Origin of the sequence: Terrabacter sp. Soil811, assembly GCF_001429655.1 — a bacterium.
Classification (GTDB): Bacteria; Actinomycetota; Actinomycetes; order Actinomycetales; family Dermatophilaceae; genus Terrabacter.
The window spans coordinates 40,386-55,837 of record NZ_LMSX01000013.1 but is presented as its reverse complement, the minus strand read 5'-3'; the positions used below and the strand labels follow the sequence as shown (position 1 = coordinate 55,837).

Annotated in this window: 17 protein-coding genes; 13 read left to right on the top strand and 4 right to left on the bottom strand. The window is 72.0% G+C overall.

The features are described from left to right. Nucleotides 1–37: 37 nt before the first annotated feature. From ASH01_RS21315 to ASH01_RS21305, 3 genes are read left to right on the top strand one after another with little or no spacing between them, the layout of a single operon-like run. A complete protein-coding gene (locus ASH01_RS21315) occupies nucleotides 38–637 on the top strand; it encodes a DUF5998 family protein (protein WP_056781029.1) in 600 nt (199 codons plus the stop codon). 10 nt (nucleotides 638–647) lie between these two features. Then, complete coding sequence (locus tag ASH01_RS21310) at nucleotides 648–1,808, top strand: alkaline phosphatase family protein (RefSeq protein ID WP_056781259.1); 1,161 nt, start codon at nucleotides 648–650, stop codon at nucleotides 1,806–1,808. Between the two features lie 11 nt (nucleotides 1,809–1,819). Next, on the top strand, nucleotides 1,820–2,512 hold the full coding sequence (locus tag ASH01_RS21305) for a thymidine kinase (RefSeq protein WP_020145510.1): 693 nt from the start codon (nucleotides 1,820–1,822) through the stop codon (nucleotides 2,510–2,512). Between the two features lie 116 nt (nucleotides 2,513–2,628). On the opposite strand, the gene sepH is transcribed toward ASH01_RS21305, so the two are convergent. After that, nucleotides 2,629–4,101, bottom strand: a complete 1,473-nt coding sequence (gene sepH, locus ASH01_RS21300; protein ID WP_056781026.1) for a septation protein SepH — start codon at nucleotides 4,099–4,101, stop codon at nucleotides 2,629–2,631. A 177-nt stretch (nucleotides 4,102–4,278) separates the two neighbouring features. On the opposite strand from sepH, the gene ASH01_RS21295 reads away from it, so the two are divergent. From ASH01_RS21295 to ASH01_RS21285, 3 genes are read left to right on the top strand one after another with little or no spacing between them, the layout of a single operon-like run. Beyond that, nucleotides 4,279–4,914, top strand: a complete 636-nt coding sequence (locus ASH01_RS21295; protein WP_056781024.1) for a trimeric intracellular cation channel family protein — start codon at nucleotides 4,279–4,281, stop codon at nucleotides 4,912–4,914. Nucleotides 4,915–4,973: 59 nt separating this feature from the next. Beyond that, entirely contained in the window at nucleotides 4,974–6,101 is a 1,128-nt protein-coding gene (locus ASH01_RS21290; RefSeq protein WP_056781020.1) for a ferrochelatase, read from the top strand. 10 nt (nucleotides 6,102–6,111) lie between these two features. After that, the gene (locus ASH01_RS21285; protein WP_056781016.1) at nucleotides 6,112–6,999 is read left to right on the top strand and encodes an inositol monophosphatase family protein; all 888 of its coding nucleotides are present in this window, start codon (nucleotides 6,112–6,114) and stop codon (nucleotides 6,997–6,999) included. Nucleotides 7,000–7,127: 128 nt separating this feature from the next. Here ASH01_RS21285 and ASH01_RS21280 read toward each other — a convergent pair whose 3' ends face one another. Then, nucleotides 7,128–7,313, bottom strand: coding sequence for a hypothetical protein (locus ASH01_RS21280; RefSeq protein ID WP_020145515.1), 186 nt, complete (start codon nucleotides 7,311–7,313; stop codon nucleotides 7,128–7,130). A gap of 348 nt (nucleotides 7,314–7,661) precedes the next feature. Between ASH01_RS21280 and ASH01_RS21275 the strand changes: the two genes are divergently transcribed. The 5 genes from ASH01_RS21275 (at nucleotide 7,662) to ASH01_RS21255 (ending at nucleotide 10,535) form a co-directional block, all read left to right on the top strand. Continuing rightward, the gene (locus tag ASH01_RS21275; RefSeq protein WP_020145516.1) at nucleotides 7,662–7,961 is read left to right on the top strand and encodes a DUF4193 domain-containing protein; all 300 of its coding nucleotides are present in this window, start codon (nucleotides 7,662–7,664) and stop codon (nucleotides 7,959–7,961) included. A 53-nt stretch (nucleotides 7,962–8,014) separates the two neighbouring features. Beyond that, a complete protein-coding gene (dut, locus tag ASH01_RS21270) occupies nucleotides 8,015–8,512 on the top strand; it encodes a dUTP diphosphatase (RefSeq protein WP_056781014.1) in 498 nt (165 codons plus the stop codon). Nucleotides 8,513–8,607: 95 nt separating this feature from the next. Next, nucleotides 8,608–9,366 carry a DUF3710 domain-containing protein gene (locus tag ASH01_RS21265; protein ID WP_056781011.1) on the top strand — a complete coding sequence of 253 codons (759 nt, stop codon included), beginning with the start codon at nucleotides 8,608–8,610 and terminating at the stop codon, nucleotides 9,364–9,366. Nucleotides 9,367–9,376: 10 nt separating this feature from the next. Further along, nucleotides 9,377–9,805, top strand: a complete 429-nt coding sequence (locus ASH01_RS21260; RefSeq protein WP_200959055.1) for an OB-fold nucleic acid binding domain-containing protein — start codon at nucleotides 9,377–9,379, stop codon at nucleotides 9,803–9,805. Beyond that, on the top strand, nucleotides 9,798–10,535 hold the full coding sequence (locus tag ASH01_RS21255) for a DUF3159 domain-containing protein (RefSeq protein WP_082620075.1): 738 nt from the start codon (nucleotides 9,798–9,800) through the stop codon (nucleotides 10,533–10,535). Before ASH01_RS21260 ends, ASH01_RS21255 begins: the two co-directional genes overlap by 8 nt. A gap of 24 nt (nucleotides 10,536–10,559) precedes the next feature. On the opposite strand, the gene ASH01_RS21250 is transcribed toward ASH01_RS21255, so the two are convergent. Continuing rightward, nucleotides 10,560–11,246 carry a potassium channel family protein gene (locus ASH01_RS21250; RefSeq protein WP_056781009.1) on the bottom strand — a complete coding sequence of 229 codons (687 nt, stop codon included), beginning with the start codon at nucleotides 11,244–11,246 and terminating at the stop codon, nucleotides 10,560–10,562. Nucleotides 11,247–11,269: 23 nt separating this feature from the next. After that, nucleotides 11,270–11,932: a potassium channel family protein gene (locus ASH01_RS21245; protein WP_056781006.1), complete on the bottom strand. Its 663-nt coding sequence runs from the start codon at nucleotides 11,930–11,932 to the stop codon at nucleotides 11,270–11,272. Nucleotides 11,933–12,137: 205 nt separating this feature from the next. Here ASH01_RS21245 and ASH01_RS21240 point away from each other — a divergent pair, with 205 nt between their 5' ends. Together ASH01_RS21240 and ASH01_RS21235 are read left to right on the top strand one after the other, a co-directional pair. Then, nucleotides 12,138–14,099: an APC family permease gene (locus ASH01_RS21240; protein ID WP_056781248.1), complete on the top strand. Its 1,962-nt coding sequence runs from the start codon at nucleotides 12,138–12,140 to the stop codon at nucleotides 14,097–14,099. Beyond that, nucleotides 14,096–15,370: a class I SAM-dependent RNA methyltransferase gene (locus ASH01_RS21235; RefSeq protein WP_056781002.1), complete on the top strand. Its 1,275-nt coding sequence runs from the start codon at nucleotides 14,096–14,098 to the stop codon at nucleotides 15,368–15,370. The genes ASH01_RS21240 and ASH01_RS21235 overlap by 4 nt, the downstream gene beginning before the upstream one ends. Nucleotides 15,371–15,452: the final 82 nt, after the last annotated feature.

Genomic DNA, 15,452 nt, shown 5'->3' with positions numbered 1-15,452 from the left:
GGAGAGGTCACGCCCGCGCTGGTGCAAGGATGGGGGCATGCGACGCGTCACCCCGGGCACCGGCCGAGCCCTTCCCGAAGACCTCACCGAGGCGATCACCCGTGCCGGCTACTACCCCTCGCTCGTCTGCGACGTCGTCGAGTCGGCGATCGCCGACGACGAGGTCGTCTCGCACCTCGTGCACCAGGAGACGACCTTCGACCACGAGACGGTGCGCCGTCACGTGACCGTGCTCGTCGTCACCCCGCAGCGGCTCGTCATCGCCCATGCCGACGACCACGCCGAGTCCGAGGACAAGCTCATGGCGACGGCCACGACCGAGACGGTGCCACTCGCCGCCGTCCGGGGCGTCATGCTGACCCACGTCGTGGCGCAGCCCGACACCTTCGCGCCGGGCACGCACGGCCGTGACCTCACGCTGACGCTCGGGTGGGGAGCGGTGAGCCGGCTCGACATGATCCCTGCCGCCTGCGGCGACCCCGACTGCACGGCCGACCACGGCTTCGAGGGCACCATCGCCTCCGACGACATCTCGCTGCGCATCAGCTCGGCCGCCGACGGTGAGGACGCCGTGGGTCGGGCCATGAGCTTCGCCCGGGTGCTCTCCGCGAGCATCGGTGGCGGCACGGCCCGCTGACCAGCGCACCGTGGCCGACGACGTGACCGCCCACGCGCCGACGCCGACCGACTGGTCGGCGGGCACCCTGGCCTCCGTGCTCCCGTCGGTCGCCGACCGACTCGGGGTGCCCGCGTATGCCGGCCGCGACGTCTTCGACCTACCCACCGTCCCGCGCACCGTCGTCGTGCTCGTCGACGGGCTCGGTCACGACCTGCTGCGACAGCGCAGCGGCCACGCACCCTTCCTGCGCAGCCATCTGGGCACCGCCCACCGGGTGCCGTGCGGCTTCCCGACGACGACCGCGACCTCGATGGGGACCTTCGGCACCGGCCTTCCTCCTGGCTCGCACGGGCTCGTCGGCATGCAGGTGCTCGATCCGGCCACCGACCGGTTGCTCAACGAGCTGTCCTGGGAGGACGGTCCCGACCCGCGCGCCTGGCAACCGAACGAGACCGTCTTCGAGGCTGCCGAGAACGCCGGCGTCTCGGTGACGATGGTGGGTCCGCACTACTTCGACGGGTCGGGCCTGACCACCGCCGCGCTGCGCGGCGGGCGCTTCCGCTCCGGACGCACACTCGACGACCGTGTGTCGGCCGCCGCGTCAGCCGTGCGGGCCACGCCACGAGCCCTCGTCTACCTCTACTGGGGCGACGTCGACAAGATCGGCCACGTCCACGGCTGCCAGTCGTGGCAGTGGGGCGACGAGGTCGAGTCGGTCGACGCCGCGCTGCGACAGCTCGCTGCTCGCGTGCCGGACGACACCTCGATCGTCGTCACGGCCGACCACGGCATGGTCGACGTGCCCTTCCACGACCGGATCGACCTCGTGCACGAGCCCGGTCTCATGGCAGGCGTGCGCCATCTCGGCGGCGAGCCGCGCAACCTCCAGCTCTACGCGGAGCCCGCCGCCGCCGCCGACGTCGAGGAGGCGTGGGCAGCCCGTCTCGGTGACCGTGCCCGGATCCTCACCCGTGAGCGCGCCGTCGACGAGGGGTGGTTCGGCCCGGTGCGAGCGGGGGTCGAGGGCCGCATCGGCGACCTGCTCGTCGTCACCGAGGGGTCCTTCGCCGTCGTCCACTCGGGGCTCATGCGCCGCGAGGTGGTCGCGCTGCTCGGGCTGCACGGCTCGACGAGCGACGCGGAACTCGCCGTGCCGGTGGTCGTGGTGCCACCCCGCCGCGGCGCCTAGGGTGGTGCCTCGTGGCTGAGCTCGTCTTCTTCTCCGGGACCATGGACTGTGGCAAGTCGACCCTCGCCCTCCAGATGGACCACAACCACGGCGCACGGGGTCGCGTCGGTCTCATCTTCACCAAGATGGACCGCGCCGGCACCAACGTCCTCAGCTCGCGGCTCGGTCTCTCGACCGGGGCGCTCGAGGTCCGCGACGACCTCGACTTCTGGGAGGCGATCGTCGACCGGGCCACGGCGGGCACCCGCATCGACTACCTCATCTGCGACGAGGCCCAGTTCTACACCAGCGACCAGGTGGAGCAGCTGGCGCGGATCGTCGACGAGATGGACGTCGACGTCTTCGCCTTCGGCATCACCGCCGACTTCCGCACCGAGCTCTTCCCGGGCAGCAAGCGGCTCATCGAGCTCGCCGACAAGGTGCAGGTGCTCCAGGTCGAGGCGCTGTGCTGGTGCGGCCGTCGGGCGACGACGAATGCCCGAGTCATGGACGGCGTCATGGTCGTCGAGGGGGAGCAGGTCGTCGTCGGCGACACGAAGCCGGGCACGACCGGTCTCGTCGAGTACGAGGTGCTCTGCCGGCGGCACTACATGCGACGGATGACCTCGCACGCCGCGCGGGCCGCCGCGATCTCGCCCGAGGTGCTGCCCTTCGACCTCGACGTGTGCCCGCTGCCACCGCTGCCGATCACCCAGGCCGACTAGCGGAGTCCCTCGCCCACCGATGGCGTATGCCGTCCTGCGGGCTCCCGAGGGCCGCTCACCCGGGTGCAGCGGCCCCGAGCTCATCGGGCGCGACTGGCGTGTGAGGCGCGGCGCCGTCAGTCGTTCTTGCGGCCGAACATGATGTCGTCCCAGCTCGGCACGCTGGGCCGTCCCGACTTGCGCGCCGGAGGAGCGGGTCGGGGGACGGGCTTGGCCGCCGGGGCCGCGGCCCTCTGCTCGACGACGTCGTAGCCGTCGTCCTCGGGCTCGTCGGGCTCGTCGGGCTCGGCGGACTCGTCGCCGTCGTCGGCGTCAAGGGACGGCTCGGACTGCGCGGTGGGGACACGTGACAGCCGTCGGGCGTCCTCGCGGCGGCGCATGGCCGGACGCAGCGGCTGCTCGACGGGGACGGGCTCGGACGGCGTCTCGTCCACGACGGCATCCGCGGCGTCCGCCTCGACGTCGGCGAGGCCTATCTCGTGGGTGCCGTGCTGCTCGGCATCCGACTCGGGCTCGGAGGCGGGCGGGCGCTCGGGCTCGTGGGCGCCGACGGGCCCGGGCTCGCCCGGCGCCGGGTCCGCGTCCTGGTCGGTCGTCGGCTCGGGCGCCTGCCGCACCGGCTGGGTCGGCTCGGTACGGCGTGCCTTGCGGCGGGCGGCGTCGACCCCGACGCGCTGCTCGACGGATCCGGTCTTGACGACCTCGGGGTCGTCCTCCGGGTGCGTGTGCGCCGGGGGAGGCAGCTCGTCGCGGGGGTCGCCGGCGAGCTCTTCCAGCGGCAGGGCCTCCTCGGGCGCCTCGTCGAGACCGGGGACCTCGGTGGACTTGGGACGGCGACGACGGCCGCGCTGGGCGCTGCGCTCGCGCATGGCCGCCATGAGGTCGACGGTCTCGCCCTCGCGGCGGCGCATCGTGGAGGCGCCGACCCCACCCTCGGCCTCGACGTCGTAGACGCGGCTCGGACGGTTCGAGGCGCTGAGGTGCGGGGCCGGGATCGGGCCGGGAACCTGCTGGTCCTCGTCCTCGCTCAGCCAGCGGGCCTCGTCGTCGACGGCCGAGACGGTGCGGGCGAGTGGGTCGTACTGCCAGGCGGCCTCGCGCTCGCGACCACCGGCGGTGAAGAGCAGCAGGACGGTCCAGGCGCCCTTGTCGGTGCGACGGGAGTCCCAGCGTGCCGTGACGGAGTCGATCTCGCGGGTGCGCAGACGCTCGGTGACGCGCGCGTCGAGGGTGGGTGCTGCACCGTGGGAGCCGCCGCGCGGGCGCAGCCGGACCTGGCGGGCGAGGCCGGCCACGTGCTCGCGCTCGGCGAGGATCGGCCCCTCGTAGCGGTGCACCTTCTCGACGGGCCAGCCGGCGCGCTCGGCGACCTCCTCGGCGGTCAGGCCGGCCCGGATCATCGCCTGGACGTCCTTGGGCCGCAGGCCTCCCGAGATCTCGATCTGGAGCTGGCCGAGCCGCGGTCGGTCGCGCCGCACCGCGGCACGGAGCGAGTCGTCGAGGGGGACGGAGAAGCGGTGGCCCTCGTCGTCGGCCAGCAGCAGGTGCAATCCGTCCTCGTGGACGCCGACGAGCCTGAGGTGCTGCATGGGTGGGTCTCCCGGTACCGAGTCTGCGTGGTCCTGCCGTGAAGGTGCCCGGTGGCTCGCGTCGCGCGACGTGATGTCGCGTCCCGAGGGGCCGGCCGTGCGCCGTGCTGTCGAGCATGCCACCGGGCCGGGTGCCCACCAAAGCGACCACGCCGCACGGGTACCGTTTGCTCTGGCATGCCTACCTCTTTCGCGTCCGCGCAGCTCGCCCTCGACCTCGTCGGCGTGTTCGTCTTCGCGCTCTCCGGCGGCCTCGTGGCCGTCAAGAAGCGTTTCGACCTCTTCGGGGTGCTCGTGCTGGCCTGTGCCGCGGCCCTCGGCGGCGGCATCCTGCGCGACCTGCTCATCGGCGACATCCCGCCGGTCGGCATCAGCGACTGGCGGCTGCTGACCGCCGCGGCGCTCGGCGGTCTCGTCACGTTCCTCTTCCACCCGGGCGTCGAGCGCATCACCCGGTTCGTCCGGGTCCTCGACGCCGCCGGCCTCGGGGCCTTCGCGGTCGCGGGCAGTCTCAAGGCCGTGACGACGCTCGGGGTGTCGCCGATCGCGGCCGTCCTCGTCGGCGTCATCACGGCGGTCGGGGGCGGGGTCGTGCGCGACCTGCTGGCGGGCCAGGTGCCCGAGGTCCTGCGCCGCGAGCTGTATGCCGTCCCGGCCATGCTCGGGTCCATCCTCGTCGTTGTCGCCGCCCAGCTCGGCTCGCTCCAGGACTGGGTGCTCTGGACCGCCGCGGGTCTGGTCTTCGCCCTCCGGATCCTCGCCGTCCGCCTCGACCTCAACGCCCCGACCCCGTTGCGCTCCAACCCGACCTGACGACGGCGCACCACAGCCGACCCGTCCCACGCACCCTTTCACCCACCGATGGCGGAGACATGACACCTGACGCAGCACCGACGCCCGACGAGCCCCAGCCCTCGCCGCTCGAACCGTACGACGCCGTGATCCTCCTCGGCTTCGGTGGTCCCGAGGCGCCCGACGAGGTCATGCCCTTCCTGCGGCGGGTCACGGCCGGACGGGGCATCCCCGACGAGCGTCTCGAGGCCGTCGGTGAGCACTACCATCACTTCGGGGGCCGCAGCCCCATCAACGACCAGAACCGGGCGCTCATCGCGGCCCTGCGCGCCGAGCTCGACGCGCGCGACATCAGCACGCCGATCGTCTGGGGCAACCGCAACAGCGAGCCCTTCATCGACGACGCCCTGCGCGAGAGCCACGCGGCCGGCCACCGCCGTGTCGTCGCCCTGACGACGAGTGCCTACTCGTGCTACTCCTCCTGTCGCCAGTACCGCGAGAACCTCGCGGACGCCGCGGCCACGGTGGCCGAGGACGGTGTCGAGCTGCAGATCGACAAGGTGTCGCAGTACGCCCGGCGTCCCGGGTTCGCGGCCGCCAACGCAGGCGAGCTCGTCCGGTCGCTGCGGACGCTCGACGGCGCGCCGGACGCGGAGATCGCGCTGCTCTTCGTCACGCACTCGATCCCCGATGCCATGGACGACACGTCCGGACCGGGCGACGGCGAGGGCAACCTCTACCAGCGCCAGCACCTGGCGCTCGCGTGGCAGCTGACCGAGGAGGTCAACCGCGTCCTCGGCCGCGACCTGACGGGCGAGCTCGTCTTCTGCTCGCGCTCGGGTCCGCCGACCCAGCCGTGGCTCGAGCCCGACGTCAACGACCGGATGCGCGAGCTCGCGGCCGCCGGCGTCCGCACGGTCGTCACGGCCCCGATCGGCTTCGTCAGCGACCACATGGAGGTCGTCTACGACCTCGACACCGAGGCGCAGGAGACGGCGGACGAGCTCGGCCTCACCCACGTGCGCGTCCCGACGGTCGGCACCGACTCCGTCTTCGTGCGCGATCTCGTCGACGCCCTGCTCGAACGCGCGGCGGAGGCCCGCGGCGAGGACGTCCCGCAGTTCGAGGGTCGGATGCCGTCGGTGTGCGCGCCCGGGTGCTGCCCCAACCTGCGCCAGGCCCGTCCGGCCCTGTGCGGCAGCGACTGAGGGCGCCGCGATGACCACCGCACGCCCCGTTCCCGCGCTGCCCGACGGAGTCACGGTCGAGGAGCTCGAGCGGCTCTGCGTCGAGGTCGCCGTCGAGGCCTCGCGCTTCATCCGAGACGAGCGCCCGCCCCGGATGGGTGTCGCCGCGACGAAGTCGACCGAGACCGACGTCGTGACCGTCATGGACCGACGCTCCGAGGAGCTGCTCCACCGGCTCATCCAGGCCGCCCGCCCCGACGACGGCATCCTCGGCGAGGAGGGTGCCGACGTCACCGGGACGTCCGGTCTGACGTGGGTCCTCGATCCCATCGACGGCACCGTCAACTACCTCTACGAGATCCCTGCGTATGCCGTGTCCGTGGCCGTCGTCGTCGGGGACGCCCACTCCCAGGGTGGGTGGACCCCTGTCGCGGGCGCCGTCGCCGACCCCTGCCGCCGCCTCGTGCACCACGCCGGCCGGGGCACCGGCGCCTGGACGAGCCCCGAGGACCCGACCGAGTCCGTGGCTCCGGAGCGTCTGTCCGTCTCGGCCGAGGACCGCCTCGCCCGCACCCTGCTCGCGACCGGCTTCGGCTACGCCCCCGAGGTGCGCGCCCGGCAGGCCGAGGTGCTCCGGCGGGTCCTGCCCCTCGTCCGCGACATCCGACGCATCGGCAGCGCTGCTCTCGACCTCGTGCGGGTGGCCGAGGGGTCAGTGGACGCCTACGCCGAGACCGGGCTCAACGCCTGGGACCTCGCGGCGGGCTGGCTCGTCGTCGAGGAGGCCGGGGGCGTCGTCGTCGGCGCGGGAGAGGAACCCGGGTCGGCGCCCGGCACCGCCCTCACCGTCGCCGCGGGGCCCGCCCTCGTCGACCAGGTCCGCGCCCTCTTCGTCGCGCCGGTGGACGCAGCAGGCTGACCGTCACGCGCGTGCGCCCAGGACACACGACGACGCCCCACCCGGCCGTGCCGGGTGGGGCGTCTGTCGTCCTGGAGGAGCGGACGGCATACGCCCGCTGGTGTCGTGGTGTGTCGCTGGGACGCCGCTCAGGCCGCCTGGAACGGCTCGAGCTCGGGGACGCGGATGCCGTTCTCCGTGGCGAGACGGGCGAACGACTCCAGCTCGCCGGTGTGCACCTGCACGCGGTAGTCGTCACCCGCCTGTCGCGCCTCGGCGAGGTCGCCCAGCGCGTCGTTGACACGTTGCCTGATCTGGTCGACGAACTCGGTCATGGGTGCCACCTCCGGGCCTGGGTTGTCGATCGGTCGAGTCCGGAGACCCTACCGCGCCGTAGGACCACCAATGTGCACCCGCGATGGTCGGCGAATGGCAAAGCCCAGGTGAACTGTTCGTCCGAAAAGGGTAGGCGTGAGTGGTGCGGGAGGGCCCGCGTCTCAGGCCTTGGCTCGGACAACGTGACAACGCGGTGGGGATCGGGCACCATACGCGCACGCGGACATGTTTCGTCGCTGTTAACAACGTCGTTGATCGCACGGGTTCTCCGGGAACAAGCACGGGCCCACGAGCGTTCTCCGCGTCACAGACCGCAAGGCGCAGACGAGTAGAAGTGAGACAACGAGATGGCAACCGATTACGACGCGCCACGCAAGACTGACGACGATCTGAGCGAAGACTCCATCGAGGAGCTGAAGTCCCGTCGGGTCGACAAGACGTCGTCCAGCGTGGACGTCGACGAGACCGAGCAGGCCGAGGGCTTCGAGCTCCCGGGCGCCGACCTCTCCGGTGAGGAGCTGTCGGTGCGCGTCCTGCCCAAGCAGGCCGACGAGTTCACCTGTGGGCGTTGTTTCCTCGTCCACCACCGCAGCCAGCTCGCCAAGGAGAGCAACGGCATGATGATCTGCACGGAGTGCGCCGCCTGAGCGCATTCCACACCGGGCAGCAGCACGGCCAGGAGCAAGTAGGGTCGGTCCTCGTGACCGACCCTTGTGCTGTCCCGGTCCGGAGGCTCGACCCCGACCTGGCGCTGCCCCGCTATGCGCACCCCGGTGACGCCGGTGCCGACCTCTGCTCGCGCGTCGACGTGACCATCGAGCCGGGGGAACGCGTCCTCGTCCCGACCGGCGTGGCCCTCGCCCTGCCGGCCGGCCACGCGGGCTTCGTGCACCCGCGCTCCGGCCTCGCCGCGCGCCACGGCATCTCCATCGTCAACGCCCCCGGAACGGTCGACGAGGGGTACCGGGGCGAGATCCTCGTCAACCTCGTCAACCTCGACCCGCGCGAGACGTTCACGGTGCGGCGCGGTGACCGCATCGCCCAGCTGGTCGTCCAGCGGGTCGAGCGCGTGCAGTTCGTCGAGGTGGATTCGCTCGACGAGACCAGTCGGGGGGACACTGGACACGGATCCACCGGTGGGTTCGCCACCGGCGGCGCCGCCTCGCCGACACCGGGGGAGACGCCCACCCGGGCGTGATCATCGGATACGGTTCGCCGGGCGCTGCGTCAGCGCCGACGACCGCGGGCGGGCATCGTGCCCACCGTGCAGCAGGACTCAAAGGACGGAATGACGTGGGACTCTTCAGCCGGGGCAAGTCGAAGGACCGCCCGGACACCGATGCCGTGGACCGTGCCGACGACCTCGAGCAGGACGAGCTCGCCGAGGACGGCGCGCTCGACGGCGACGCGGACGGTGACACCGCCGCCTCGGCCACGTCCCGACCGCTCGACCGCAGCGAGGTCGAGGACGACTCCGACTACCTCAACCTCGGCGCCATCTGGCTGCGTGGACAGCAGGGCATGGAGCTGCGCCTCGAGGTCAACGAGCAGGAGCAGCAGATCACGGGCGTGACGGCCGTCATCGGCGAGTCGGCGGTGCAGCTGCAGGCCTTCGCGGCCCCGCGCACCGAGGGTGTCTGGATCGACATCCGCAACGAGATCGCCGCGAGCATCGTCGATGCCGGCGGCACCGCCGAGGTGCTCACCGGCGAGTTCGGCGAGGAGCTCCTGACCCGGATGCCGCAAGCCGGACCCGACGGCCGCACCGTCTTCATGCCGGCCCGTTTCGTCGGCGTCGACGGCCCCCGCTGGTTCCTCCGAGCCGTGGTCTCCGGCCGCGCCGCGATCGAGCCGGCCGCCGCCGAGGCCGTGCACGACGTGATCCGGACGACGGTCATCGACCGCGGCGAGGAGGCGATGCCTCCCCGCGAGCTGCTGCCCCTGCGCCTGCCCGACGCCGACGGCGCCGTCCAGGCCGAGGAGGGCGCTGTCGAGGGCGGCCCCGACCTCAACCCGTTCGAGCGCGGACCCGAGATCACCGAGGTCCGTTGATGGCCGGCCCGTGTCCCGCACCGCGTCCCAGCCGGACGCACCCGTGACCACGGGCCAGCCCGGCGCCCTGCGTCGGCTCACCGACCGCCTCACGCGCTCGTCGCACGAGATCGAGGCGGCCGAGCTGCGCCGTGAGTCCTCGGACCTCGACGGCGTCGTGCACATCGGCGACGCACCCCAGCGGATCACGGTCACCGTGTGCGGCGAGGTGCGTTCCGTGACGCTGCGCCCGCGCGAGGAGACGCCCGCGCTCGACGTCGAGGTCTGGGACGGCACCGAGTCGCTGCACCTCGTGTGGCTCGGCCGTCGGCGCATCGCCGGCATCATCCCCGGTGTCAAGATCCAGGCCACGGGCCGCATCACCACCCGCCGGAAGGTCAAGACGATGTTCAACCCGGCGTACGAGCTCATCGGCCGGGCGGGGCAGGCGCATGGCTGACGCCGACGGCCGGGCCGTCGGCCCGGGCGGAGAACGCGCCGGGGAGGGCGACGCGGTCGTCCGCTCCGAGGCCGACCTGCGCCGCTACGACACGGTCGAGGAGCTGCTCCGCGACAAGCTGTCCGACGCCATCGGCGGGTGGCGCGGCGCCGTCGAGTCGGCCGTCCCGACCCTGGCGTTCGCCCTCGTGTGGGCACGCACCGAGAACCTCCGCACCTCCCTCGTGGTCGCCGGTGTCCTCGTGGCCGTCCTCCTGCTCGTGCGTCTCGTGCAGCGACAGGACCCCCGCTTCATCGCGTATGCCGCCGCGGGCGTGGGGATCTCGGCCTTCTTCGCGCTGCGGTCGGGTCGGGCGGAGGACGCCTTCCTGCCGGGCATGCTCCAGAACGCCGCGCTGCTCGTCCTGCTGCTCGTGACGAACCTGACGCGGTGGCCGCTCTTCGGCTTCGTCGTCGGCGTCGCCGAGCCCGAGGCGTTCGCCGAGAACCCGACGTGGTGGCGTCGCCACTCCGGCATCGTCACGGTCGCGGCACGACTCGCCTGGGTGCTCATCGCCCTCAACGTCGTGCGGCTCTCGATCATGGTGCCGCTCTACCTCGCCGAGCAGGTGGCCGCGCTCGGGGTGGCCAAGGTGGTCCTCGGCTGGCCGGCCTACCTGCTCGCCATCACGGCGATGGGTGCCATCCTGCTCCGCGGGCGCACCCCGATCGACCCCTCGCGGCTCGCCTGACGCTCGACGCCGGCGACCTCGGGATCAGTCCTCGAGGCTCGTGTGGTGCCGCTCGCCCGGGGCGACGAGGTCCTGGAGGCGGTCCTCCTGCTCCGTCGTCGTGATGAAGAGCAGCTCGTCGCCGGCCTCGATCGCGTCGTCGGGCGTGGGAGCGAGCGGGCGCTCCTCGCGGATGATCGCGACGAGCACGGTGTCGGTGGGCCAGTCGACGTCACCGACGCGGCGCCCAGCGAAGGGGCTGCCCTCGGGCAGGGTGATCTCGACCATCGAGGCCCGGCCCTGCTGGAACTCGAAGATGCGCACGAGGTCGCCGATGCTCACGGCCTCCTCGATGAGCGCCGTCATCAGGCGTGGGGTCGACACCGCGACGTCGACGCCCCACGACTCGTCGAACATCCACTCGTTCTTGGGGTTGTTGACGCGCGCGACGGTGCGCGGGACGCCGAACTCGGTCTTGGCGAGCAGCGAGAGCACGAGGTTGGCCTTGTCGTCACCGGTGGCGGCGACGCAGACGTCGGACTCCTCGAGCCGGGCCTCCTCGAGGGCGGCGAGCTCGCAGGCGTCGGCCAGCAGCCACGACGCCTCGGGCACGCGCGAGGCCTGGACGTCGTCGGCGTCCTTGTCGATGAGCAGCACCTGGTGCCCGTTGCCGAGCAGCTCACGGGCGATGGAGCGGCCGACGCTTCCGGCTCCGGCGATGACGACGCGCATGGGGTTGTTTTCTCCTGTGCCGGTCAGTGGGCGGCCGGGGCCTGGTCGCAGAGCCGCTCGACGCGAGCGAGGTCGTCGCGCGGGACGGTGAGGTGCACGAGGTCGCCCTGCTGGACGACCATGTCGGGCCGGGGGAGCGTGCCCTCGCCGAGCCGGGTGACGTAGGCGACGCGGGCGCCGGTCTGCTCCTCGAGGTCGGTGAGGTGCCGGCCGACCCAACCCTCGGCGAGGGGGACCTCGGCGATGACGATCTTGCCGCTCGGGTCGGTCAGCTCGGGCACGGCGCCCTGCGGCAGCAGCCGCTGGATCATCTGGTCGGCGGTCCAGCGCACCGTCGCGACGGTCGGGATGCCGAGGCGCTGGTAGACCATGGCGCGCTGCGGGTCGTAGATGCGGGCGGCGACGTGCTCGACGCCGAACGTCTCGCGCGCCACGCGGGCGGCGAGGATGTTGGAGTTGTCACCGCTGCTGACGGCCGCGAACGCGTAGGCCTCGCGGATGCCGGCGGCGATGAGGGTGTCGCGGTCGAAACCGATGCCCGTGACCGTCTGGCCCTCGAAGGAGGTGCCCAGCCGGCGGAACGCGGAGGCGTCCGCGTCGATGATGGCGACGTCGTGGCCGTTGCGGCCCAGGGTGCGGGCGAGGGTCGACCCGACGCGGCCGCATCCCATGATGACGAAGTGCACGGACGCGACGCTACACCGTGACGCCGTCGCCCAGTCTGCAGGCCGCGCGGGCTGGACCGGGGAGCGAAACGGTCGGGACGGCATACGTTCTCGGGGTCGTGTCCACGACGTCCCGAGTGGGTCAGTGCGGGGAGCTGATCCGTCATACAGTTGCGTCGTGCCCGGTACCGGTTCGCTGTTCAAGCGCCTCCTCCTCGGTCGCGCGATGCGCAGCGACAAGCTCGGGGAGACCTTGCTGCCCAAGCGCCTCGCGCTGCCCATCTTCGCGAGCGACGCCCTCTCGTCCGTGGCCTACGCGCCCGACGAGATCCTGCTCATGCTCGGTCTGGCGGGCGGCGCCTTCGTCGCAACGCACAGCTGGCAGGTCACCGTCGCGGTCGTCCTCGTCATGGTCGTCGTGGTGGCGTCGTACCGCCAGAACGTGCACGCCTACCCCTCGGGTGGCGGCGACTACGAGGTCGCGACCGTCAACCTCGGCCCACGGGCCGGCCTCACCGTCGCCAGCGCCCTTCTCGTCGACTACGTCCTCACCGTCGCCGTGTCGATCTCGTCGGGTGTGCAGAACGCCGCCACGGTGCTCGGGTTCGTGCGCGGGCACGAGGTCATCGTCGCGGTGGCTCTCATCGCCTTCCTCACGGCGATGAACCTGCGCGGGGTGCGCGAGTCGGGCAAGGCCTTCGCCGTGCCGGTCTACGCCTTCATGCTCGCCATCATCGGCATGGGCATCTACGGCTTCATCCAGCACTTCACGGGCTCCCTGACCCCGGCGGAGAGCGCCGGCCTGACCCTGAAGCCCGAGGAGGGGCAGGGTCTCACCGGTCTGGCCGCGGCGTTCCTCCTGCTCCGCGCCTTCTCGTCCGGGTGTGCGGCCCTGACCGGCGTCGAGGCGATCAGCAACGGTGTGCCCGCCTTCAAGAAGCCCAAGAGCGCCAACGCCGCGACGACCCTGCTGCTCATGGGCACGCTGTCGGTCGTCATGCTCGGCTCGATCATCGCGCTGAGCCAGTGGACCGGCGTCAAGATCGCCGACAACCCGGGCGCCCAGCTGCTGCGCGACGGGCAGCCTGTCGGCGACTCGTACATCCAGCACACCGCGATCGGCCAGCTCGCCGAGTCGGTGTTCGCGAACTTCCCGATCGGTGTCGTCTTCGTCTCGATCGTCACCGGCCTGATCCTCGTCCTCGCGGCGAACACGGCGTTCAACGGCTTCCCGGTGCTCGGCTCGATCCTCGCCCGCGACGGCTACCTGCCCCGGCAGATGCACACCCGCGGCGACCGGCTGGCCTTCAGCAACGGCATCCTCATCCTCGCCGGTGCGGCCATCGTCCTCGTCATCGTCTTCAAGGCCGAGGTCACGGCTCTCATCCAGCTCTACATCGTCGGGGTGTTCGTCTCGTTCACCACCTCGCAGGTGGGCATGGTCCGGCACTGGACGCGCCACCTCAGGCTCGAGCGCAACCCCAAGGAGCGGGCCCGGATGCAGCGCTCGCGCGTCATCAACGCCGTCGGCGCGGCGATGTCGGCGACGGTGCTCATCGTCGTGCTCCTGACGAAGTTCCAGGCCGGGGCGAAGTACGCCATCCTCGCGATGGTCGTCCTCTTCGTCCTCATGCTCGGGATCAAGAAGCACTACAACCGGGTGCGCGACGAGCTGGCCATCGACTGGGACGTCGAGCGGCCGATGCTACCGAGCCACGTGCACGCGATCGTCTGCATCTCCAAGGTGCACAAGCCGACGATGCGCGCGCTGGCCTACGCCCGGGCGAGCCGGCCGTCCTACCTCGAGGCCGTGACGGTCGACGTCGACCCCGACGAGACGCAGGCGCTGCTCGACGAGTGGGACAAGCGCGAGATCCCGGTGCCGCTCAAGGTGCTGTCCTCGCCGTACCGCCAGATCACCAAGCCGATCCTCGACTACGTCCGGTCGATCCGCAGCGGCAACCCGCGCGACATCGTCACGGTCTACCTGCCGGAGTACGTCCTCGGGAAGTGGTGGGAGCAGGTGCTGCACAACCAGAGCGCGTTGCGCCTCAAGGCCCGGCTGCTCTTCACACCAGGTGTCATGGTCGTCAGCGTCCCGTGGCAGCTGCAGTCCTCCGAGGGCGCCGAGCGCGACTGGATCGACGAGCCCCCGATCAGCGGCTCGGTGCGCGGTGGAGCGCTGTGAGCGGTCGCCAGAACCGCGAGCGGGCCGCCGGTGGCGAGTCTCTCGTCGGGAGGGAGTGGACCGTCGAGGTCGGACCCGTCGCCCACGGCGGCCACTGCGTGGCCCGTCACGAGGGTCAGGTCGTCTTCGTGCGCCACACGCTGCCCGGTGAGCGCGTCGTCGCACGCGTCACCGAGGGCCGCGTCGGTGACAGCTTCGTGCGCGCCGACGCCGTCGAGGTGCTCGAGGCCGCGCCTGGTCGTGTGACCGCACCGTGCCCGTATGCCGCCCCGGGCCTCTGTGGTGGCTGCGACTTCCAGCACGCGTCCCTCGACACCCAGCGGGCGCTCAAGGGTGCCGTCGTGCGGGAACAGTTCGCGCGCGTTGCCGGCCTCGACGTCGATGTCGTCGTCCAGCCGGTGCCGGGCGACGAGGAAGGGCTGCGCTGGCGCACCCGGGTCGAGTTCGCCGTCGACGGTGCCGGCCGAGCGGGTCTGCGCGGACACCGGTCGAGCGACATCGTTCCCGTCGAGGACTGCCTCATCGCCACGCGGGCGGTCATCGACTCCGGCGTGCTCGACACCGAGTGGCCGGACGTCGAGTCGGTCGACGTCATCGATGCCGTGCACCCCGACGAGCCGGTGCTCGTGCCGCTGCCTGCGCCCGAGGGTGGGAGTGGTGGCGGCGGAGGCCTCGTCGGCGAGCTGGCCCGCGACGGGGACTGGGAGGGCGAGTACGTCGTCTCGGCCCGGGGCTTCTGGCAGGTGCACCCGGGCGCGGCCACGACGTTCCTGTCACGCGTGTCGACGCTGCTCGGGGCGGAGCCGGGGGACCGCGTCCTCGACCTCTTCGCGGGCTCGGGTCTCTTCACGATGCGGCTCGGTGAGCTCGTCGCGCCGGACGGATTCGTCCTCGGCGTCGAGGGTGATCGCCGAGCGGTCGAGAACGGCGAGTCCAACACCGAGCACCTCGAGAACGTCGAGTGGCGCGCCAACCGTGTCGACCGTGAGCTGCGGTCGCTCGTCGGACAGGGCGTCACGGCAGACCTCGTGGTGCTCGACCCGCCCCGGACGGGTGCCGGCAAGGACGTCATGGCCCTGGTGGCCGGGATGGGGCCCCGACGCGTCGTCTACGTCGCGTGCGACCCCGCAGCCCTGGCCCGCGACGTCAAGGCGGCTGTGACCCACGGCTACGGCCTCGTCTCGCTCGAGGCCTGGGACGCCTTCCCGATGACCCACCACGTCGAGTGCATCGCCGTGCTCGAGCCGCAAGATGGGTCGACGAGCGCCTGAGCTCTTCCAACGCGCAGCACCTCAGCCCGGGGGTGGTCACGTCCGCGCCGCGGGGCGAGCACCGGGCGAGGAGGATCTCGGC